This is a genomic window from Streptomyces sp. NPDC036813 (genome assembly GCF_055609245.1).
In genome coordinates this window covers 472,487-492,285 of the sequence record NZ_JBVJPV010000001.1, presented here as the reverse complement: position 1 = coordinate 492,285, position 19,799 = coordinate 472,487, and the positions used below count along the sequence as shown (strand labels likewise).

The window sequence follows — 19,799 nt, the reverse complement described above, 5'->3', positions numbered from 1 at the left end:
CGCGGGACGTCACACGGGCTGCCCGATGGGCCGTACGACGACGGTGTTGACGTCGACACCGTCCGGCCGGCGGATCGCCCAGACGACCGAGTCGGCGATCTGGTCGGCGGTGAGCAGGTGGCCGGGCGGCAGGCTGCCGTAGGAGTCCCAGAACGGCGTCTCCACCCGGCCCGGCGCCACCAGCGTGACCCCGACACCGTGCTCGGTGACCTGGCGCCGGGTGTTCTCCGCGAGCCCGGTCACCGCCCACTTCGTCGCCCCGTACAGGTTGCCCGGACCGTGGACGAACCCTGCGACGCTGCCGAGCAGCACGATCCGGCCCCGCGTCTCCTTGAGGGCGTCGACGGAAGCCCGGATGAGCAGCGCCGGACCGAGCACATTGGTCAGCACCATCTCCGGCCAGAGCGCCGGATCGCCCTCGGCGACGGTGTCGTGGGTGGCGAAACCGGCGTTGGCGACGACGGTGTCGAGCCGGCCGTACGCCTTCAGCGTGCGCGCGACGGCGTCCTGGACGTCGGCGTACTCGGCGGCGCTGCCGGCGACCGTCAGCAGCCCCTCGGGGTCCCCGAGCCCGGCGGCGAAGTCCCGCAACCGCTGCTCCCCGCGTCCGGTGACGGTCACCCGCCACCCGTCGTCCAGCAGCTGCCGCGCGACGGCCGCGCCGATGCCGCTGCCCCCACCGGTGATGAGTGCGACCGGAGAGTCGGTCATGACAAGCCCCCTGAGATGTCGTTCGCGTGGTGAACGAACGGGAGTTCATCAGTTGGAGCGCACTCGATGTCAAGGACGGCCGGTCAGTACGGCCGGACCGCCGTGTGGACCGTGTGCGCGGCGAGGACGAACACGTCCGGGCGGTGGTGGACGCTCGCCGGGTCACCGGGGTCGAGGAGGCGGTCCAGGGTGGCGCGGTCCTCCGCGTCCAGGTCGTCGCCGAAGTTCTCCCGCTGCCGGCCCAGGAAGGTGACGACATGGGCGCGGGCCCGGTCGGGCACGGGGGCCGGGATGTCGAGCAGGAAGGTGCGGGTGCGGGTGTGCTTCAGGCCGGCCGCGGTGAGCAGCTCCGCCCAGTTCTCGGTCACGGCGACGCTCCCGGGCAGCTCGGCGCGCATACGGGCGAAACGGTCCTCCTGCAGTGCGTCCAGTCGGGCCTGCAGACCGGGGCGGCCGAAGCCGATGTCGCGGGGCAGGTGGCGGGCCGGCAGCCCGCCCTCCAGGAGGGCCAGCGTGCCGCCGGGAGCCAGCCGCTCGGCGAAGGCGGTGAGGGCGGCGCGCTGGTCGCCGAGGTGGTGCAGGCTCCGGCTGGCCCACAGCAGGTCGGCGGGGTAGTCGAGTTCGTCCAGGGCCTCGGGCAGGTCTCCCGCCAGGGTCGCGAAGCGGTCGGCGACGCCGGTGCGCTCGGCGCGCGCACGGGCCCGCTCCAGCAGCGGTGCCGAGCCGTCCGCGGCCAGCACCCGCGCGCCCGGGAACGCCTCGGCGAACAGACACGACACCACACCGGGCCCGCTGCCCGCGTCGACGATCAGCCCCGGCTCGGTCACCTCTTTCCCCAGCCAGGCCAGCGCCCGCTCGTACAGGGGCGTGAACAGCTCGGCCTCCGACTCCAGGTACGCCGCCATCTCGGCCCAGTCGATGTCGGTGCCGTGGTCGTGTCCGTGGCCGTGGCCGTGGCCGTGCGCAGGGTGGTGGTGCTCGTGTGCCATGGTGGTCAGCCTCTCGTCCGGATGCCGCCAGCGTGCGCCGACGCACCGCGCGGCGGCCAGTACTGTTGCCGGGACGGCAAAAACACACGCGCGCGGCTGCCGTGGCGGGAAACGGGCCACGGCCTTCAGCGAGATCACCGAGGCTCACGCGCCGACCCGGATCAGGGTCGGCGCGCACCTCGACGTATCGGCGGTCCTCGAGTCGTACGGCGAGGCCGGCGCCTCCTTCCTGGAGCTGGGCCCGCAGGTGGACGCGGCCCCGGCGCACCGCCCGGTGGTGTCCGCGGCCGGGCGGCCGGGCAACGTCTGCCTGCGGGGCGGCGGCGGCGAGAGTGCTGAAGAGGGTTGCTGCGGCCTGTGCCGTCCGTTCCTGGATGCACGCCGCCCGGCCGCACCACGGCTCCCGCCCACGCTTTGGCGCAGCCGCCGCTGCACCCCGCGGAGCCGGTGACGCCGGCGGCCGGACGGCGACTGCCCGGCCGTCGAGTTGCGATCCGCCGGGGCCTGGGCCAGGAGCCCTGACCCCGGCGGTCGCGCTCGAGGCCGGCTCCCCACTGCCGGCCCCGAGCGGTCGCTCACCGCGCTACGGCAGCGGCGGGTAGGCGTTCTGCATCAGCTGCTGGAACTGGGCGGAGAACCAGTGCCCGGCCAGCGGCGCGTTCGGCAGCGCGCTCGTCGGGTTGTTGCCGTTGCGCGCGTTGCCTCCGTAGGTCGGGTCGCACATCCGGTCGAAGCCCTTGCCCTCGTCGTTGGCGACGGCGGAGCTGGACCCGTCCGACTCCCCCGGCGGCTTGACCCACACATAGGCGTCGATCCCGGCGGCGGGCGCCGCGGTGGGCCGTTCGCCGAGGCCGGCGCCGCTCTGGTTGCACCAGTTGCCGACGTGGATGCGCCGGTCGGTGCGGCCGCCGTTGACATAGTCGTCGACGGAGGTCAGCGGGCCGGGTCCGGCCGGGCGCGCGGTGCCGCCCCAGCCGTTGCGGGAGGTGTCGATCAGCATGCCGAGACCGGAGTTGAACCCGGCTGCGACGAGCTTGTCGCGCAGCGCCTGGGCGAAGGACTGCTCGTCCACGTACTGGTTCCAGTCGACCCACTTGGACTGGCGCACGGTCTGGCCGTTCACCGTGTCGGTGACCTTGAGGTACGGCTCCTTGGTGGGGCTGTAGTTGGCCGTGTTGACGATGAAGCCGGCCACGTCGTTCACGCCGGCGCCGTTGCTGGTGGCGACCTTGTAGAACTCCTGGACCGACGGATTCAGGTTGGTGTCCCAGCCGAGCCAGCCGTGGTGACCGGCGTCGATGTAGTTGTAGACGTTCGGGACGGCGCCGAGCTTGTCGAGGGCGTAGCCGACGCCCTTTTCGTAGTTGCCGTTGGACTTCATGGTCACGCAGGCGTCGGTGGTGGTGCTGGTGCCGCCGGCGTTGGTGACCAGGTTGGGCAGCGAGTCGGGTTCGATGACGGTGGCGATGCGCAGGCCCGCGTACTTCGGGTCGGACAGGATCGAGGCGATCGGGTCGATGTACTGGGTCTTGTACTTGTCGATGTCGTTCGGGCCCAGCTCGCCGTTGGAGGCGAGGGCGGCGCAGTCACGGCCGGGCAGGTCGTAGATGACCAACTGGACGACGAGCTGGCCGGAGCCCTTCTGCTTGAGGGCCTCGTCGAGGTGGGCGCGCAGGCCCATGCCGCCGTTCACGCCGTTGATCGCGGCGATCCGGTCGAGCCAGACGTAGGTGGGCTGGTTGGCGATGCGGCTGCCGCCCGGTTCGGCGGCGGCCAGCGCTGACCACTCGGGGTTCACGTACACCTTGGCCCCGCTGTAGGGGTTGTCCACCCGGCCGGTGGGATCGGGCGTCGGGTCGGTGGGCGTGGGGGTCGGGTCGGTGGGCGTGGGCGTGGGGGTTCCGCCACCGTCGACGTTGCAGGTGACGCCGTCGAGGGTGAACGTGGCCGGGACCGCGTTGCCACCGCTGTAGGAGGCCTGGAAGCCGAAGCTCGCCGAACCGCCGGTGGGCAGTGACCCGTTGTAGGACTCGTTGGCGGCGGTGACGGCGGTGCCGGACTGGGTGACCTTCGCGTTCCAGGCGTTGCCGATCTTCTGGTTGCCGGCGTAGGTCCACTTCAGCGACCAGCTCGCCTTGGCGGCACCGTTGTTGGTGACGGTGACGGCGGCGGTGAAACCGGTGTCCCACTGGTTCTGCACCGTGTAGCCGACGGTGCACGCGGGCGCTGCGGCCGCGGCCCCGGCGGGGACGGCCGTGAGGGCGGCCGCACCGGACCCGGCGGTCAGCGCCAGGGCGGAGATCAGGGCAAGTCTTGTACGGCTCATGGGGGGTCCTTCTAGGTGAGGGGGTTGAGGGTGCGCAGGTGGTCGCGCAGACCGGCGCCGTACGCGGTGGGGGTGCCGTCGTAGGCGGAGATGAGCGAGGGGCCGGAGGAGCAGTCCCAGGTGTTCCAGGTCCAGCCGAGGTAGGACAGCCCGTGGTCGTCGAACCACTTCATGACCCGGTCGACGAAGGAGTGGCCGCAGGTGTTCTCGCCGATCTCGCCCGCCACCAGGGGGACTTGGGCGGCGACCGGGGCGAGCGTGGAGTTCCAGCAGCTCTCGCTGGAGCAGGTGTTGAAGTTGTACCCGTGGTACGCGGCGGCGAGATTGCCCGCCGGGTCGGTGGGCCTGTACGCCGGCCACTGGCTCAGGTCGTTGGAGTAGGCCAGGCCGCCCAGCATGAGCACGTTCCTGGCTCCGGTGGCGCGCACCGCGTCGACCAGGTCCTGCATGCCGGCGACCTCATAGCCGATCCCCGGGCAGGTGCCGCCGTCCCGCCAGCACTGCCAGGCCTGGGCGGTGGTGGAGGTGGCGCGGTCCGGGTAGGGCTCGTTGAACAGGTCGAAGACGACGGCCTGGTCGCCCTTGAAGGTGTTCGCGACCGACGACCAGAACGACGGGCTGTACTGCGCGTCCGGCATCGGCTTCTGGCAGGTGGCGTGCACGTCGGAGCAGCCCGCCGAGTTGCCGGTGTACTGCCCGTAGGTCCAGTGCAGTTCGACGATCGGGGTCATGCCGTGTGCCTCGACGCGGGCCACCAGCTCCTTCACGGCGCTGATGTAGCGGGCGCCCGCGTACTCGGGTTTGACGTCGGACAAGCCGAGCCAGCACTCCTCGTTGAGGGGGATGCGGACCGCGTCGGCCTTCCAGTCGGCGATCGCCTGGATCGCGGCGTCGTCGACCGGGCCGTCCCAGATGCCGTAGCCCTGGACGCACATGAACTCGCCGCCGGAGCGGTTCACGCCGAGCAGCCGGCGGGTCCTGCCGTCGGCGTCGACGAGTTTGCTGCCCTGGACGTGCAGAGCGGGTGCCGGGCCGCCGGAGGGCGGCGGGTCGGTGGGCCCCGGATCGGTCGGGTCCGGGGTCGGGCGGGTGTCGGCGTTGCAGGTGGTGCCGTTGAGCTTGAAGACGGCCGGTACGGCGTTGGTGCCGGAGAACGAGCCGAGGAAGCCGGCGCTCACGCTCGCGCCGGTGGCGAGCGCGCCGTTCCAGCTCTCGTTGGCCGCGGTGACGGTCGTGCCGGACTGTGACCACTGGGCGTTCCAGCCCTGGTTGACCTTCTGACCGCCGGGGAAGTCGAAGGTCAGCCGCCAACTGCTCAGCGCGGCCGCGTTGTTGGTGATCTTAACGGCGCCCTGGAAGCCGGTGTCCCACTGCCCGGTGACGGAGTACTCCACCGTGCACGCGGGTGCGGCGGCCTGTGCGGTGACGACCGGCACGATCGCGGCGGTGAGCAGGGCGATCGCGCCGGCGACTGCTAAAAGTCCTGAACGCGGGGGGTGTCTCATCGAGCGACTCCTTGCAGTTCGGGTGCGTGGGGCACACGCGCCGACTGGATGGAACCGCTCCCACTGGTGCGGAGGAAAGTAGCGCCCGGGGGACCGGGATGAACAGAGGGGGCGCAGAATTTTTCCGAAGTCGCCCCCGTCGAATCTTTTCGACTCTTCAAGCGTCTTGACCCTCCGTCACCGCGTCCCCACTATGGGAGCGCTCCCACTGGTTCAAGCCTTGACTTCTCCGAGCCCGCACACCCCGAGCCGCAAGGAGGAACCAGCACCATGCATCCCCCACCCCGCACACGCGGAGCCGCCGTACGACGGCTGTGGACCGCCGCCGCGGCAGCCCTGGTGCTGCCCCTGTCGATGCTGGCGAGCGGCGCGACGACCGCGCACGCCGCAGCGCTCCAGTGCAGCGTCGACTACAAGACCAACGACTGGGGTTCCGGTTTCACCGCCGACCTGACCCTCACCAACCGCGGCACCGACGCCGTCGACGGCTGGACCCTGACCTACGCCTACTCGGGCAACCAGAAGCTCAGCAACGGCTGGAACGGCACCTGGAGCCAGTCCGGCCAGACGGTCACCGTCAAGAACGCCTCGTACAACGCCACGATCGCCGCCGGAGCGGCCGTCGGCACCGGTGCCCAGTTCACCTACAGCGGCACCAACACCGCGCCCACGTCCTTCGGGATCAACGGCACACCCTGCACCGGCGCGCACCAGCCACCGGTCACCGTGCTGACCAGCCCGGCCGCGGGCGCGGTCTACACGCAAGGGGACGCCGTCCCCCTCGCGGCGACCGCGGCCGCGGCGGACAGCGCGTCGATCAGCAAGGTGGAGTTCTACGACGACGCCACGCTGCTGGGCACGGACACGACGGCACCGTACGCTCTCTCGGCCTCCGGCTTGACCGTGGGCAGTCATTCCCTGGTGGCGAAGGCGTACGACAGCCTCGGCGCGTCGGCGTCCTCCACACCGGTCGGCATCACGGTAGCCGCCGGACCGTCCGTGGTCGCCTCCACCAACCAGCTGGCGGTGCAGCAGGGCAGGACGGCCTCGTACGAGGTCAAGCTGTCGACCCGGCCCAGCGGGAACGTCACCGTGACCACCGCGCGGGCGAGCGGCAACACCGGCCTGGGCGTCACCGGCGGCGCCTCGCTCACCTTCACCCCGGCCGACTGGTCGACCCCGCAGAAGGTGACGATCGCCGCGGACGCCTCCGGGACCGGCGCGGCGGCCTTCGAGTCGACCGCACCGGGGCTCGCGAAGGCGTCGGTGACGGTCACACAGATCGCCGCGGCCAAGGAGTACGACGCCCGCTTCCTGGACCTGTACGGGAAGATCACCAACCCGGCGAACGGCTACTTCTCGCCCGAGGGCATCCCCTACCACTCGGTCGAGACACTGATCGTCGAGGCACCCGATCAGGGACACGAGACGACGTCCGAGGCGTACAGCTACCTGCTGTGGCTCCAGGCGATGTACGGCAAGGTGACGGGCGACTGGTCCAAGTTCAACGGCGCCTGGGACATCATGGAGAAGTACATGATCCCCACCCACGCCGACCAGCCGGCCAACTCCTCCTACAACGCCTCCAAGCCGGCCACCTACGCCCCCGAGTACGACACCCCGAACGAGTACCCGGCCAAGCTGGACACCTCGGTGCCGGTCGGCTCGGACCCGATCGCCGGCGAACTGAAGAGCGCCTACGGCACGGACGACGTCTACGGCATGCACTGGATCCAGGACGTCGACAACGTCTACGGCTACGGCAACGAGCCCGGCAAGTGCGAGGCCGGACCGACGGCGACCGGGCCGTCGTACATCAACACCTTCCAGCGCGGCCCCCAGGAGTCGGTCTGGGAAACCGTCCCGCAGCCCACCTGTGACGCCTTCAAGTACGGCGGCAGGAACGGCTACCTGGACCTGTTCACCGGGGACGCCTCCTACGCCAAGCAGTGGAAGTACACCGACGCCCCGGACGCCGACGCGCGTGCGGTGCAGGCCGCCTACTGGGCGGACGTGTGGGCCAAGCAGCAGGGCAAGGGCACGGCGGTGTCCGGCACGGTCGCCAAGGCCGCCAAGATGGGCGACTACCTGCGCTACGCCATGTACGACAAGTACTTCAAGAAGATCGGCAACTGCGTCGGTCCGTCCGCCTGCCCGGCCGGCACCGGCAAGGACGCCTCGCACTACCTGCTGTCCTGGTACTACGCCTGGGGTGGCGCCACCGACACCTCGGCCGGCTGGGCCTGGCGCATCGGCTCCAGCCACGTCCACGGCGGCTACCAGAACCCCCTCGCCGCGTACGCGCTCAGCTCCTACGCCGACCTGAAGCCCAAGTCGGCCACGGGCGCGACCGACTGGGCCAAGTCCCTCGACCGGCAGCTGGAGTTCTACCGCTGGCTGCAGTCCTCGGAGGGCGGCATCGCGGGCGGCGCGACCAACAGCTGGGCGGGCCGGTACGCCACACCGCCGGCCGGCACGTCGAGCTTCTACGGCATGTACTACGACCCGGCGCCCGTCTACCACGACCCGCCGTCCAACCAGTGGTTCGGCTTCCAGGCGTGGTCGATGGAGCGTGTCGCCGAGTACTACCAGCAGACGGGGAGCGCGGCCGCGAAGACCGTCCTCGACAAGTGGGTGAAGTGGGCGCTGTCCAAGACCACGGTCAACCCGGACGGCACGTACCTCATCCCCTCCACGCTCCAGTGGACCGGACAGCCGGACACCTGGAACGCGTCGAGTCCCGGCGCCAACGCGGGACTTCACGTCACCGTCGCCGACTACACCAATGACGTCGGTGTCGCCGCCGCGTACGCCAAGACCCTGACGTACTACGCCGCCAAGTCCGGTGACGCGCAGGCGAAGTCGACGGCCAAGGCGCTGCTGGACGGCATGTGGAAGAACTACCAGGACGCCCTCGGCGTGGCCGTCCCGGAGACCCGCGCCGACTACAGCCGCTTCAACGACAGCGTGTACGTGCCGAGCGGCTGGAGCGGCACGATGCCGAACGGTGACGCGATCAACTCGTCCTCGACGTTCGCCTCGCTGCGGTCCTTCTACAAGAACGACCCGGCGTGGTCGAAGATCGAGGCCTATCTGAAGGGCGGCGCGGCGCCCGTGTTCACGTACCACCGGTTCTGGGCCCAGGCGGACATCGCACTCGCCATGGGTTCGTACGCGGAGCTCCTCGAATAGTCCCCGCTCTCCGCGTACACGCCGGGCGGCCCCACCCTCCTGGGGGGCCGCCCGGCTCCCGTGTCCTCGTTTCGCAGGAAGGAACCCCCACCGTGCGAAGAACCCGTACCTGGAGGGCCGTTCTGGCCCTCGCCGCCGGGCTGCCGGCCGGCGCTCCCCCCGCGCTCGCCGCCGACGCGCCGAAGGCGCAGGCCGCCTACCTGGAAGAACGTCCGGATCGACCTGGAGCCCACCGCGGCGGTCGGCGCGGCCAGGACGGCTGCGGTACGGCGTCCGCGGTGCCGGGGCGCGGGTGCGGGTGGTCCATACGGGCCGCCCTCCTGAGGGGGAGCGGACAGGTGCCACCGGTCGCCGTCGGCGAAGGGAAGGCTGCCCCGGTCTACACCGGCCTGCGAAAGGCCCGCAGCGTGAACCGCGGGTCCGGGCGGGGCCGGTCCTGGTCCGGTAGCTCGGCCAGCCGGGCAGCGTACTGCTCGGTGACCGGCCGGCCGGGCGGCAGGGTGACGAACCAGCCGCGGCGCAGGTCGGCGATCGTACGCCGCGGACTGCGCCCCTGACCGCGGCCGGTGAAGCGTGCCTCGCCGGCCGGGACCAGGCCGTGTTCGGTCGCGTACTTCTCGACGAGGCCGGCGGCGTCCCGGGCCTCGCTCGGCGGGCGGGAGGCGAGGACGGCGTCGATGTCGCTGCCCACGTTGTGCGCTGCCGCCTTGTCGACCGTGGTGACGTACACCCCGCCGGGCGCGAGGACGCGGGCGCACTCGGCGACGGCGGCACGCACGTCCTCGGGGGTGTCCAGCAGGTGCAGCAGCCACACGCTGGTGACCGCGTCGAACGCGGCGCGCGCGAAGGGCAGGCGGCGTGTGTCGGCGCGGACGACGGCGCCGGGCAGGCGGCCGGCGGCGTGCCGGGTCATGGTCTGCGCCAGGTCGGCGCCGGTGACGGCGAGACCGGGGCGGGCGGCGGACAGCCGCCGGGTGACGATGCCGGTGCCGCAGGCGGCGTCGAGCATCCGCCGCGCGGTCGGCGGTACGAGGCTCAGCACGGCGTCCGCCGCCGCGGCCGCCCGGGGTTCGCCGCCGCGCAGGGCGTCGTAGCGCTCGGCTTCCTTGTCGTAGTCCAGCACCGTCCGCTCCCCCTCGTCCGCGTGTGTGCCGGTCAGTCGGCCCCGTGACCGGGGGCGAGATCCTGGACGCGGCGTGCCAGCTCGAAGTCGAGCGCGGTGAGCGCACCGCCGGCGCTGTGCGTGCTGACCGTGAGGGAGACGGTGTTGTAGCCGAGGGTCAGGTCGGAGTGGTGGTTCAGCTCTTCCTGCACCTGGGCGATGTGGATGACCATCGCGGTCGCCGCGAAGTGGGAGGCCAGCCGGTAGGAGCGGGCGAGGCGGTCTCCGTCCAGGGACCAGCCCGGCAGCTCGGCCAGCCGGTCCTCGATCTCCTTCTGCGACAGCGGTTCGACGGCCATGCCGGGCTCCCTTCAGCGGTGTCGCGGTACGCGTCCAGCCTGCCACAACGCGGCGCTGAGAGCGCTGGTCGACGCGGTAGTCCGGTGCCCCGGGGCCCGGATCCGGCCGCCGGGGCACCGGCGACGCCGTGAGGTGTCTGCGGCGAGCCGGCGCGGCGCGGGCGCAGGACGGCACCGCGACGCCGCGAGCGGTGCCCACCTCGACTACGGTCGTGCCCATGACCACTGTCGCGTCCGGCACCCCCGCTTCCCCCACCGCCCCCGCCGGCCAGGGCGTCGGCCCGTTGCTGCGGGCCTGGCGGGTGCGGCGGCGGGTCAGCCAGCTGGAGCTGGCGCTGCGCGCCGACTCCTCCGCCCGGCACATCTCCTTCATCGAGACGGGCCGGTCGCGGCCGAGCGAGGAGATGGTGCTGCGGCTGGCCGAGCACCTGGAGGTGCCGGTGCGGGAGATCAACGCGCTGCTGCTGGCGGCCGGTTACGCCCCGCGCTACCGGCAGACCCCGCTGGACGACCCGGCGCTCGGTGCGCTGCGGGACGGCATGGAGCGGCTGATCCAGGGCTACGAGCCGTATCCGGCACTGGTGGTGGACGGGCTGTACACGGTTCAGGCGGCGAACCGGGGCATCATGATGTTCCTGGACGGGGTGGAGGAGCAGTTGCTCGAACCGCCGTTGAACGCGATGCGGTTGACGCTGCACCCGCGGGGCATGGCGCCGCGCATCCGGAATCTGCGCGAGTGGCGCGGCCATCTGCTGGCGCAGATGGAACGGCAGATCGCGCTGCAGCGCTCGGAGGAACTGCGGGAGCTGTACGAGGAGGTGGCGGCCTATCCGGTGCCCGAGGATTCCGCGGCGGACGCCGAGCCCGAGGAGCCCTACCCGTATTTCGCGCTGCCGCTGCGGATCGAGCACGAGGGACGGGTGCTGTCGTTCATCTCGTCGATCTCCACGTTCAACACGCCGATGGACATCACGGTCGCCGAACTGGCGATCGAGACGTTCCTCCCGGCCGACCCCGCCACCGTGAAGTACCTTCATTCACTGGGCGATTGACGGGACACGGCACTTGGGGAGGACAGCGTGAGCGAGCGGCGGCCCGCGCCCACGGTGGGCCAGGTGGTGCTCGGCAGGCGGTTGCAGGAGCTGCGGGAGGCGGCCGGGCTCAAACGTGAGGAGGCCGCGCAGGTGCTGCGGGTGGCTCCGGCGACCGTGCGGCGGATGGAAACGGCCGAGGTCGCGCTGAAGATCCCGTACGTGCAGGTGCTGCTGGAGACGTACGGCGTCGGTGCGGCGGAGGCCGCGCTGTTCGTGGCGCTGGCCGAGGAGGCCAACCGGCCCGGCTGGTGGCAGCGCTTCCACGACGTGCTGCCGGACTGGTTCAGTCTGTTCGTCAGCCTGGAGGGCGCGGCGAGGCTCATGCGTTCCTACGAGCCGCACTTCGTGCCGGGGCTGCTGCAGACGGAGGGCTACGCGCGTGGCGTGCTGGAGTCCGGCACGATCGGGCGGCGCAGCCCGGCGGCCACGGAGCGGCATGTGACGCTGCGCATGGAGCGGCAGCGGCTGCTGGAGCGCCCGGACGCGCCCCATCTGTGGGTGGTCATGGACGAGACGGTGCTGCTGCGCCCGGTGGGCGACGACCCGGCGATCATGCGCGAGCAGCTGGAGAAGCTGCTGGAGTTCGGCGAGCGCGACAAAGTCACGCTGCAGGTGGCCGAGTTCGCCTCCGGCCCGCACCCGGGGACGTACGCGCCGTTCTCGCTGTTCCGCTTCGCGGAGCCGGAGCTGCCCGACATGGTGGTCTCCGAGTACCTCAGCGGCGCGCTGTACCTGGACTCGCGCTCGGAGGTGTCGGTGCACCTGGAGGTGCTGGACCATCTGACGACGCACGCCGCGTCGGCCGAGCGCACGAAGAAGATCCTCGCGGACCACCGTGACCGACTGAGCTAGGCGAGGCCCGCGCATGAGCGGATCCGAGACCGCGGCGCCCCGCGTCGACACGAGCAGGCCGCACCCGGCCCGCGTGTACGACTGGTGGCTGGGCGGCAAGGACAACTACCCGGTGGACGAGGAACTGGCCCGCCGGATCCTCGCCGTCGACGGCACCGTGGTGCGCGGCGCCCGCGCCAACCGCCGGTTCATGCACCGGGCGGTGCGCACGGCGGCCGAGGCGGGCGTCCGCCAGTTCCTGGACATCGGCACGGGCATCCCGACCGAGCCCAACCTGCACCAGGTCGCGCAGGGCGTGGATCCGCGGGCAAAAGTGGTGTACGCGGACAACGACCCGATCGTGCTGCGGCACGCCGAGGCGCTGCTGCGCGGCACACCGGAGGGCACCACGGACTATGTGCACGCCGACGTCCGCGACGTGGACGCCCTGCTCGCCCGGGCCGCCGAGTCGCTGGACCTTCACCAGCCGGTCGCGCTGTCGCTGGTCGCCCTCACGCACTACCTGAGCGCCGACCCGGACGGGGACGACGTCCACGGCCTGGTCGAGCGGTACGTCGACGCGCTCGCCCCCGGCAGCCATCTGATCCTGTCCCAGGTCACCCCGGACCTGAACCCGGAGGCCATCGAGAAGGCCGCCGAGAACTTCCGGCGCGGCGGCACCCCGTTCTTCCCGCGGTCGCTCGCCGAGTTCTCCCGCTTCTTCGACGGGCTGGAACTGCTGGGCCCGGGGGTGATCCCGGTGACCGGCTGGCGCCCGGAGCCGGTGGACGTCGCCGCCCAGGCGGAAGGCATCGTGCCCGTGTACGCGGGGGTCGCCCGCAAGCCCTGACCGGCGCACGTCCGCCGCCTCCCCCCTCCCCGAGGCCCACCGGTCCCGCTGACCCGTACGGATGCGCTGGACAGGTGCCCGAACCCGGCCGCCCCTAGCGTCGAGCCTGAGGTGAGCGAGGGAGGGCCCGTGACCGACACGCGCATACCGCCGACCGAGCCGGGAGCGGCCCTGCTGCGCGCCGGCCGGTTCTTCCGGCCGGGCAAGCCCGCGCCGGACCTGCACAGCCTCGAGCTGACCGGCGGCCGGGAGGCCGACGCCTTCTACCGGGACCGGTGGAGCCACGACAAGGTCGTCGACTCCACGCACGGCGTGAACTGCACGGGCTCGTGCCGCTGGAAGGTGAGTGCTCGCTGGAGTTCCACGGCGGCCCCGGCATGGGCGGCGACGGCCCGTTCGGCGGCGACTCCGGGCGCCGCAGGCTCCCGCTGGTGTCCGTGGAGAACTTCCACCTGCTGCGCCGCAGGCAGACCGCGGACGACGAAGCCGAGGTGGCCCACCCGAAGGAGGCACCCTGATGCCCTCGGACGCCGTGCTGTACCAGGCGGCCGCGCTCTGCCTGACCTATCCCGACGACGACCTGTTCGCCCGGCTGCCGCTGCTGCGCGAGGCGGCGCCGCAGCTGCGGGAGTTCACCGACCACGCGGCCGTCACCGAGCCGCAGGAGCTGGCCGCGCACTACGTGCGGGTGTTCGACCTGAAGAACCGCCACAGCCTGTACCTGAGCTGGTGGCGCGACGGCGACACCCGGCGCCGCGGGATGTCGCTGGTCCGCTTCAAGGAGCAGTACCGGGCGCACGGCCTGGAGTTCACCGACGAGGAGCTGCCGGACTTCCTGCCCGCGGTGCTGGAGTTCACCTCCCGCACCGGCGACACCGGGCTGCTCACCGAGTACCGCGACGGGCTGGAGCAGCTCCGGGCGCGGCTCACCGCCTTCGGCACCCCGTACGCGGCCGTCCTGGACGCCGTGTGCGCCGCGCTGCCGCCCGCCCGTACCGAGGTGCGCCGATGACCACCCTGCTCTGGGGCGCCCTGCCCTACATCGCGTTCGCCCTGCTGGTGGCCGGCCTGTACTGGCGCCACCGCTACGACAAGTTCGGCTGGACGACCCGCTCCTCACCTGCTGTCGCTGTACGGCGGCACCGCCGCCGGGGTGGCGACGGTCGCCGGGATCGCCCAGCTCGTCTACCGTCGGCGCACCAAGGCGCCGGTGTTCCGGGCCACCACGGTCAACGACAAGCTCATGTACCTTGTGCTGCTGGCCGCGATCGGGCTCGGCATGGCCGCCAAGCTCACCCACGCCTCCGGGAACGGCTACGACTACCGCACGACGATCGGCCCCTGGGCGCGCAGTCTGTTCACCCTCCAGCCGATGACGCATCTGATGGAGGGTGTGCCGGTGCTGTACCAGGTGCACGCGGTGGTCGGCATGGCGCTGATCGCGCTGGTGCCGTACACCCGGCTGGTGCACATGTTCAGCGCGCCGGTGCAGTACCTGTTCCGGCCGTACGTCGTCTACCGCAGCCGCGACCCGCGCCGCCTGGGGCCGCGCCCGGAGCGGCGGGGCTGGGAGCGGACCGGCGGCTGAGGAGCGGTCAGGTCCGTCCGACGGCCGTCAGGTCCACGTCCTTCGTCTCGCGGTACCCGACGAACGACACGGTGCTGACCAGGCACAGCGCGGCCACGTACCAGCGGTACCAGTCGGCGTGACCGTGCGCGGCGAGGTACTGGATCAGATAGGGGGCGCTGCCGCCGAAGAGGGCCACCGTCAGCGCGTACGGCAGCCCGACCCCGCTGGAGCGCAGGGCGGTGGGGAACATCTCGAGCGTCGCCACCGGCGCGGCCGCGGCATAGCAGCCGAACAGCAGCAGCGCGGCCGTCATCACCGCGAACAGCCGCACGGCCGAGCCCGACAGCACCCCCATGAACAGCGGCGACAGACAGACGAACCCGCAGCCGAACACCAGCAGCAGCGGACGGCGCCCGAACCGGTCGGCGGCCATGCCGAGCACGGGCAGCGCGGCCATGAACACCACCTGGGCGGCTACCCCGGCCCACAGCGCGGCGTTCGCCGACATCCCGTACCTGAGCTGGGCGTACAGCGGAAGGTAGGCGGCGAAGGTGTAGTAGACGACGGTCGCCCCCAGAGTGAAGCCGACCACCCGGGCCGCAGCCCGTGGGTGCCTGCGCACCGCCTGCCATGCCGGGTTGCGCGGTCGCTCCCGGACCGCGCCGTAGACGGGCGTCTCCTCCATCCGCCCGCGCAGATACCAGCCGTACAGGGCCAGCAGCGCCCCGAGCGCGAAGGGCACGCGCCAGCCCCAGCTGCCCAGCTGCGCGGGGGTGAGCGTGGCGTGCAGCGCCAGCGCGAGCAGCGTCGCCGCGAGCGTACCGAGTGTGGTGCTGACGTAGATGGCGCTGGAGTACAGGCCGCGGCGCCCGGCCGGCGCGGTCTCGCTGACGTACGTGCTCATCGCCGCGCCCTCGCCGCCCGCGGACAGCCCCTGCACGGCCCTGCCCACCACCAGCAGCACCGGCGCCAGGACGCCGACGGACCGGTAGGGCGGGACGAGGGCGATCAGCAGGCTGCCGCCCGCCATCATCAGCAGGGACAGCCGCAGCGCGGCGCTGCGCCCGCGGCGGTCGCAGTAGGCGCCGATCAGCGCCCCGCCGAGCGGCCGGAACAGGAACCCGACGGCGAACACCGACAGCGTCCGCAGGACGTTCGTGGCCGTGTCACCGGCCGGTTGGAGCTGCGCGCCGAGCAACGCGGCGAACGTCACGAACGCGCCCCAGTCGAACCACTCCATGGCGTTGCCGACCGAGGCGACGATCACCCGGCGCAGCCCGCCCCGCCCGGTGTCAGTCGGCGTCGTCGTGCTGAGGGCAAGGGTGCTCACGATACGGCCCCGGTCTTCCTGGTCGTCCTGATGTGCTCCGGCTCCGGTGACGGGCCGGTGTCGAGCCGGGTGCGGACGTCGTCGGCCTCGGCGGCGCCGATCTCGGTGAACACCGCCAGAGCCCGGGTCCAGTACGCGGCCGCCCGAGGGTGGTCGCCGCCGAGCGCGGCGACCGTGCCGAGGACGTGCTCGGCCCGGGCGACGTTCAGGCGCTGCGCGGTCGGCCGGGACAGCGCGAGCGCGTGCTGCGCGCACTCCTCGGCGCGGTCCGGATCGCCCAGGCTCAGATACAGCGGGGCCAGTTCCAGCAGGACCTTGCTCCGGGCGACGCGGTTGGCGTTCGTCTCGGCGAGCGAGCGGGCCGCCTCGGCGTGTCCGTGGGCCTGGTCGCCGCCCAGCAGCCGGTCGATGACCGCGAGGCGGGCCAGCGCGTACGCCTCCCCGTCGACGTAACGGATCTGCCGGGCCCCTTCGAGCGCCCTGCCCGCGTAACGGGCCGACTCCGGCAGCGCGTCGAGACCCGCGCTGATGGCCGACAGCAGGCACAGCGTCTGCACCTCGTAGGTGCGGTCGCCGCACTCCTGGAAGGAACTCAGCGCCCGCTGCGCGGACTCGAGCGCGCTGTCGTGCCGGCCGAGGTCCAGGTCGACCAGGGCGAGCCCGTACAGCGAGATGCTCCGGTCGTAGGAGGAGTCGATGGACTCGGACGCCTTCAGCGCACGCGTGAAGCAGGACCTCGCCTCGGACAGCTCGCCGGTGGCCTGGCGTACCAGCCCCAGGTTGCGCAGGCTGTAGGAGTTGATGTGGTGCAGGCCGAGCGTGCCGGCGGTGGCCAGCGACGCGGTGAGGAACTCGGTGGCCCGGACCATGTCGCCCTGCGTCCAGTGGATGAACCCCAGCAGGCCCTGGGTGGTGGCCTCCAGCCGGGGCGAGAGGATGCTGTGCGAGACGTCGAGGGCTTGCCGCGCCGCCTGTTCGGCCTGCGCGCCCCGGCCCAGGCTGAGGTGGGCGAGGCTCATGTTGTTGAGCGTGGCCGCGACCTCCTCGGCCATGCCGAGCCGGTCGTGCAGCGCGAGGCTCTTCTCCTGGTGTGCGATGGCCCGTTCGTAGTCGCCGAGGGTGTTGTACAGGTTGGCGAGGCTGCGGTGCATCGCCGCGACGCCGGGCTCGTCGTCCAGGGACTCGGCGGCGGACAGGCCGATGCGGGTCGTCTCGTCCCACTCGGTGCGGTACTTGCCCGTCCAGAAGAAGCCGCGCAGCGCGTCGGCCAGACGCCAGGAGAGGTGGTGCGGGCCGTGCGTGCCGAAGTGGCGCACGCACGCCATGAGGTTGCGCCGCTCGGCCAGCAGCCAGGCCATCGCATGGCTCTCGTCCCGGAATCGCGGCGCGTCGAACGTCGCGCTGGGCCGGGCCGGATCGGCAAGCCGGACGAACTCCGAGTACAGCACGTCGGCGGCGGCGCAGGCGCCCGCGAGATACCACCCGCCGAGCCGCTGGAGCGCCTCGGCCCGCTCCTGCGCGGAGTTCTCCTCCAGGGCGCGGTCCTGCGCGTACTCACGCAGCAGGTCGTGGAACTGGTAGCGGCCCGGTGCGGTCTGCTGCAGCAGGCTCGCGGTCTCCAGCCGGCTCAGACCGGACCGCGCCTGCGCCTCGCTGATGTCGGCGAGCACCGAGACGGCGGCGGGAGTGAAGTCGGAGCCGGGGAACAGCCCGGTGAGCCGGAAGACGGCGCGGTCGTCCGGCGTCATGGCGTCGTAGGACAGGGCGATGGCCGTGGAGACGGCGGACGCCGTGTCCCCGTCGACGGAGAGGGCGGCGAGGCGGTTGCCCCGCCGCAGACTCTCCAGGTACACGTCGGTCTGCCCGCCCGGGGCGCTGATGAGGTTGGCGGCGGCGATGCGCAGCGCGAGCGGCAGGTAGGAGCACAGCGCGGCCACTTCGTCGACCACGTCCGGCCCGATGGACACACCGGCCTGACGCACCATGCCGGTGACCAGTTCGGCGGATTCCCGCGGGCTGAGCGTGCCGACGCCGATCACCTGGGCGCCGTGGGTCACCGCGAGGGAGCGCAGCTGCCGTCTGCTGGTGATCAGTACGGAGCATCCCGCGTCGCCCGGGATGAGCGGGAGCACCTGCTCGGCGCTGGAGGCGTTGTCCAGCACCACCAGGACGTTCTTCCCGGTCAGCTTGGAGCGGTAGAGGTTCGCCTGCTCCACCGAGTCGACCGGGATCTGGTCCGCGGGCACCCCGAGGCTGCGCAGGAACTGCGAGAGCACCTGGTCCGGCGGGAGCGGCGCGTACGCCCCGCCCCGCTCGTAGCCGCGCAGGTTGACATAGAGCTGCCCGTCGGGGAACGCGGCGCGCACACGCCGGCCGAGGCACACCGCCAGCGCCGTCTTGCCCACGCCGGGCGGCCCGGACAGGACCACGACGGGGACCCCGGTACGGTCCGGCGCCGGGGGCAGGGCCGCCTCGACCCGGGCGCCGATGTCGTCACGCCCGACGAACCCGAGGGCCAGCGGAGGCAGTTGCGCGGGCACGGTGACGACCCGGTCCACGCCGGGGCGCGGCCCGTCGGGCGCCGCCAGCGAGGGGTCCGATTCGAGAATGCCGGTGTGCAGCGCGCGCAGCCGCTCGCCGGGCTCGATGCCGAGCTGCTCCACCAGTTCGCGGCGGGCCTGCTGGTAGACGTCCAGTGCCTCCGCCTGCCGCCCCGAGCGGTACAGGGCGAGCATCAGCAGGCTCCAGAAGTTCTCCCGCAGCGGGTTGTCCATCGCGGCCGTGCGCAGCTCCTTGACGAGCTGTGCGTGCCTGCCGAGGAGCAGCTCCGACTCGAAGTACGCCTCCAGGGCGCCGAGCCGCTCGTCCTCGAGTGCCGGGACCTCGTCCTGGCGCAACGAGTCCGAGGGGATGTCGGCGAGCGGCGCCCCGCGCCACACGCTCAGTGCCTCGCCCAGCAGCCGCGCCCGCTCCTCCGGCGTCGTCGTCTGCTGCGCGGTCAGGACCAGGCGGCGGAACCGCGTCAGGTCGAGTTCGTCTTCGCGCAGGTCGATCCGGTAGCCGCCGGCCACGGTCTCCACCAGGCTCGCGTCGCCGAGCAGCAGCCGCAGACGGCGTACATACGTGTGCAGCGCCCCGCGCGGGTTCGACGGCTTGCGCTCGTCCCACAGCCAGTCGGCGAGGCGGTCGTTGTCGACCACGGCTCCGGCCCGCAGCAGGAGGGCGGCCAGGAGGACCCGGAGTTTTCCGGAATCCATGACCTTTTCATTGCCGGCTATTGACGCTGAGAGCGGTCCGAGAATCCCGAAGTTGTTCCCGTCGCGGTGCAGGGCAGCACTCTGCGATGGGACATATTCCGTTCTTGCCATGTGCGGTTCTTGCCTTCCCCCGTAGGCTGTGCACAACCGCCCCCGTCACACGCACCGCATCATTGCGGAAATGCGCACTTCAGGGGTCTGGTCGGGTTGTGCGGTTGACAGAATAAGGGAGACCGGTGACAGCCCGGTGACCGCAGGTTGTTCGGAAGATCACACGGCGAACTCCTCGGCGACGCGGCGCGTGGGCGAATCGGAAGGTTCGTCGCACAGCTCACCCCGTTCCGGTGAACCAGCGGATCGCCGTCGTCAGCGGGTCCGACGACGCCGGGTCGTCGCGCGGATAAAGAGGCCGCGGGGTGCGCAGTGCCCGCAGGAAGTCCCGCTGCGCGTCCGCCCGAGCGGTGCCGCCGTCCGGTGGTGCGGGCTCTTCCTGCGGCGGCGGCACGACCCCACCGGCCGCAGGCGCGTACGGGAGACCGGCGTCGGCATCGGACCCGCAGGGCGGCGCTGCCTGGCGGCCACCGCCGTACGGGAAGCAGGTGGCCGACGCCGCGCCCACCCGCGCTCTCGGCTGCGGACGCAGGGAAGCGGTCCGGCCCGTCAGGTGACGGCGCATCACAGTC

General features: G+C 72.0%; 14 protein-coding genes and 3 pseudogenes. 8 read left to right on the top strand and 9 right to left on the bottom strand.

The window, feature by feature from the left end; all coding sequences use genetic code 11:
- Window positions 1–9: 9 nt before the first annotated feature.
- The 4 genes from ACZ67Q_RS02085 to ACZ67Q_RS02070 form a co-directional block, all read right to left on the bottom strand.
- Entirely contained in the window at window positions 10–711 is a 702-nt protein-coding gene (locus tag ACZ67Q_RS02085) for an SDR family oxidoreductase (protein ID WP_471175217.1), read from the bottom strand.
- A gap of 83 nt (window positions 712–794) precedes the next feature.
- Entirely contained in the window at window positions 795–1,700 is a 906-nt protein-coding gene (locus ACZ67Q_RS02080; RefSeq protein ID WP_471175215.1) for a methyltransferase domain-containing protein, read from the bottom strand.
- Between the two features lie 583 nt (window positions 1,701–2,283).
- On the bottom strand, window positions 2,284–4,026 hold the full coding sequence (locus ACZ67Q_RS02075) for a glycoside hydrolase family 6 protein (RefSeq protein WP_471175213.1): 1,743 nt from the start codon (window positions 4,024–4,026) through the stop codon (window positions 2,284–2,286).
- Between the two features lie 11 nt (window positions 4,027–4,037).
- Window positions 4,038–5,531, bottom strand: a complete 1,494-nt coding sequence (locus ACZ67Q_RS02070; RefSeq protein WP_471175211.1) for a cellulose binding domain-containing protein — start codon at window positions 5,529–5,531, stop codon at window positions 4,038–4,040.
- Window positions 5,532–5,801: 270 nt separating this feature from the next.
- Between ACZ67Q_RS02070 and ACZ67Q_RS02065 the strand changes: the two genes are divergently transcribed.
- Window positions 5,802–8,723: a glycoside hydrolase family 48 protein gene (locus ACZ67Q_RS02065; protein WP_471175209.1), complete on the top strand. Its 2,922-nt coding sequence runs from the start codon at window positions 5,802–5,804 to the stop codon at window positions 8,721–8,723.
- A 379-nt stretch (window positions 8,724–9,102) separates the two neighbouring features.
- On the opposite strand, the gene ACZ67Q_RS02060 is transcribed toward ACZ67Q_RS02065, so the two are convergent.
- Complete coding sequence (locus tag ACZ67Q_RS02060) at window positions 9,103–9,846, bottom strand: class I SAM-dependent methyltransferase (RefSeq protein WP_471175207.1); 744 nt, start codon at window positions 9,844–9,846, stop codon at window positions 9,103–9,105.
- Window positions 9,847–9,878: 32 nt separating this feature from the next.
- Complete coding sequence (locus ACZ67Q_RS02055) at window positions 9,879–10,184, bottom strand: 4a-hydroxytetrahydrobiopterin dehydratase (protein ID WP_471175206.1); 306 nt, start codon at window positions 10,182–10,184, stop codon at window positions 9,879–9,881.
- A gap of 218 nt (window positions 10,185–10,402) precedes the next feature.
- Between ACZ67Q_RS02055 and ACZ67Q_RS02050 the strand changes: the two genes are divergently transcribed.
- The 7 genes and pseudogenes from ACZ67Q_RS02050 to narI all read left to right on the top strand — a co-directional run bounded on the left by ACZ67Q_RS02050 (window position 10,403) and on the right by narI (window position 14,547).
- Window positions 10,403–11,236, top strand: coding sequence for a helix-turn-helix domain-containing protein (locus ACZ67Q_RS02050; RefSeq protein ID WP_471175205.1), 834 nt, complete (start codon window positions 10,403–10,405; stop codon window positions 11,234–11,236).
- 27 nt (window positions 11,237–11,263) lie between these two features.
- A complete protein-coding gene (locus tag ACZ67Q_RS02045) occupies window positions 11,264–12,130 on the top strand; it encodes a helix-turn-helix domain-containing protein (protein WP_471175203.1) in 867 nt (288 codons plus the stop codon).
- A gap of 13 nt (window positions 12,131–12,143) precedes the next feature.
- Window positions 12,144–12,959, top strand: a complete 816-nt coding sequence (locus ACZ67Q_RS02040) for an SAM-dependent methyltransferase (RefSeq protein ID WP_471175202.1) — start codon at window positions 12,144–12,146, stop codon at window positions 12,957–12,959.
- Window positions 12,960–13,088: 129 nt separating this feature from the next.
- A pseudogene (locus ACZ67Q_RS02035) lies at window positions 13,089–13,304 on the top strand (hypothetical protein); the annotation flags it as partial.
- Window positions 13,295–13,477: pseudogene (gene narY / locus ACZ67Q_RS02030) on the top strand (nitrate reductase subunit beta); the annotation flags it as partial. The pseudogenes ACZ67Q_RS02035 and narY, both read left to right, overlap by 10 nt.
- Entirely contained in the window at window positions 13,477–13,971 is a 495-nt protein-coding gene (gene narJ, locus ACZ67Q_RS02025; protein WP_469807723.1) for a nitrate reductase molybdenum cofactor assembly chaperone, read from the top strand. The pseudogene narY and the gene narJ, both read left to right, overlap by 1 nt.
- Window positions 13,968–14,547, top strand: a pseudogene (narI, locus tag ACZ67Q_RS02020) (respiratory nitrate reductase subunit gamma). Before narJ ends, narI begins: the two are co-directional and overlap by 4 nt.
- A 7-nt stretch (window positions 14,548–14,554) precedes the next feature.
- Here the strand turns inward: narI and ACZ67Q_RS02015 are convergent.
- The 3 genes from ACZ67Q_RS02015 to ACZ67Q_RS02005 all read right to left on the bottom strand — a co-directional run bounded on the left by ACZ67Q_RS02015 (window position 14,555) and on the right by ACZ67Q_RS02005 (window position 19,792).
- Window positions 14,555–15,859 (bottom strand): MFS transporter, encoded by a 1,305-nt coding sequence (locus ACZ67Q_RS02015; RefSeq protein WP_471175201.1) that lies wholly within the window; start codon window positions 15,857–15,859, stop codon window positions 14,555–14,557.
- Window positions 15,856–19,116 carry an AfsR/SARP family transcriptional regulator gene (locus ACZ67Q_RS02010; protein WP_471175199.1) on the bottom strand — a complete coding sequence of 1,087 codons (3,261 nt, stop codon included), beginning with the start codon at window positions 19,114–19,116 and terminating at the stop codon, window positions 15,856–15,858. Before ACZ67Q_RS02010 ends, ACZ67Q_RS02015 begins: the two co-directional genes overlap by 4 nt.
- A gap of 331 nt (window positions 19,117–19,447) precedes the next feature.
- Window positions 19,448–19,792, bottom strand: coding sequence for a hypothetical protein (locus tag ACZ67Q_RS02005; RefSeq protein ID WP_471175198.1), 345 nt, complete (start codon window positions 19,790–19,792; stop codon window positions 19,448–19,450).
- Window positions 19,793–19,799 lie beyond the last annotated feature (7 nt).

What these genes read in the sequence shown, in the direction of transcription:
- ACZ67Q_RS02085 (WP_471175217.1), bottom strand. Translation starts at nt 711, where the DNA reads ATGACCGACTCTCCGGTCGCACTCATCACCGGTGGGGGCAGCGGCATC.
- ACZ67Q_RS02080 (WP_471175215.1), bottom strand. Translation starts at nt 1,700, where the DNA reads ATGGCACACGAGCACCACCACCCTGCGCACGGCCACGGCCACGGCCAC.
- ACZ67Q_RS02075 (WP_471175213.1), bottom strand. Translation starts at nt 4,026, where the DNA reads ATGAGCCGTACAAGACTTGCCCTGATCTCCGCCCTGGCGCTGACCGCC.
- ACZ67Q_RS02070 (WP_471175211.1), bottom strand. Translation starts at nt 5,531, where the DNA reads ATGAGACACCCCCCGCGTTCAGGACTTTTAGCAGTCGCCGGCGCGATC.
- ACZ67Q_RS02065 (WP_471175209.1), top strand. Translation starts at nt 5,802, where the DNA reads ATGCATCCCCCACCCCGCACACGCGGAGCCGCCGTACGACGGCTGTGG.
- ACZ67Q_RS02055 (WP_471175206.1), bottom strand. Translation starts at nt 10,184, where the DNA reads ATGGCCGTCGAACCGCTGTCGCAGAAGGAGATCGAGGACCGGCTGGCC.
- ACZ67Q_RS02050 (WP_471175205.1), top strand. Translation starts at nt 10,403, where the DNA reads ATGACCACTGTCGCGTCCGGCACCCCCGCTTCCCCCACCGCCCCCGCC.
- ACZ67Q_RS02040 (WP_471175202.1), top strand. Translation starts at nt 12,144, where the DNA reads ATGAGCGGATCCGAGACCGCGGCGCCCCGCGTCGACACGAGCAGGCCG.
- narJ (WP_469807723.1), top strand. Translation starts at nt 13,477, where the DNA reads ATGCCCTCGGACGCCGTGCTGTACCAGGCGGCCGCGCTCTGCCTGACC.
- ACZ67Q_RS02010 (WP_471175199.1), bottom strand. Translation starts at nt 19,116, where the DNA reads ATGGATTCCGGAAAACTCCGGGTCCTCCTGGCCGCCCTCCTGCTGCGG.
- ACZ67Q_RS02005 (WP_471175198.1), bottom strand. Translation starts at nt 19,792, where the DNA reads ATGCGCCGTCACCTGACGGGCCGGACCGCTTCCCTGCGTCCGCAGCCG.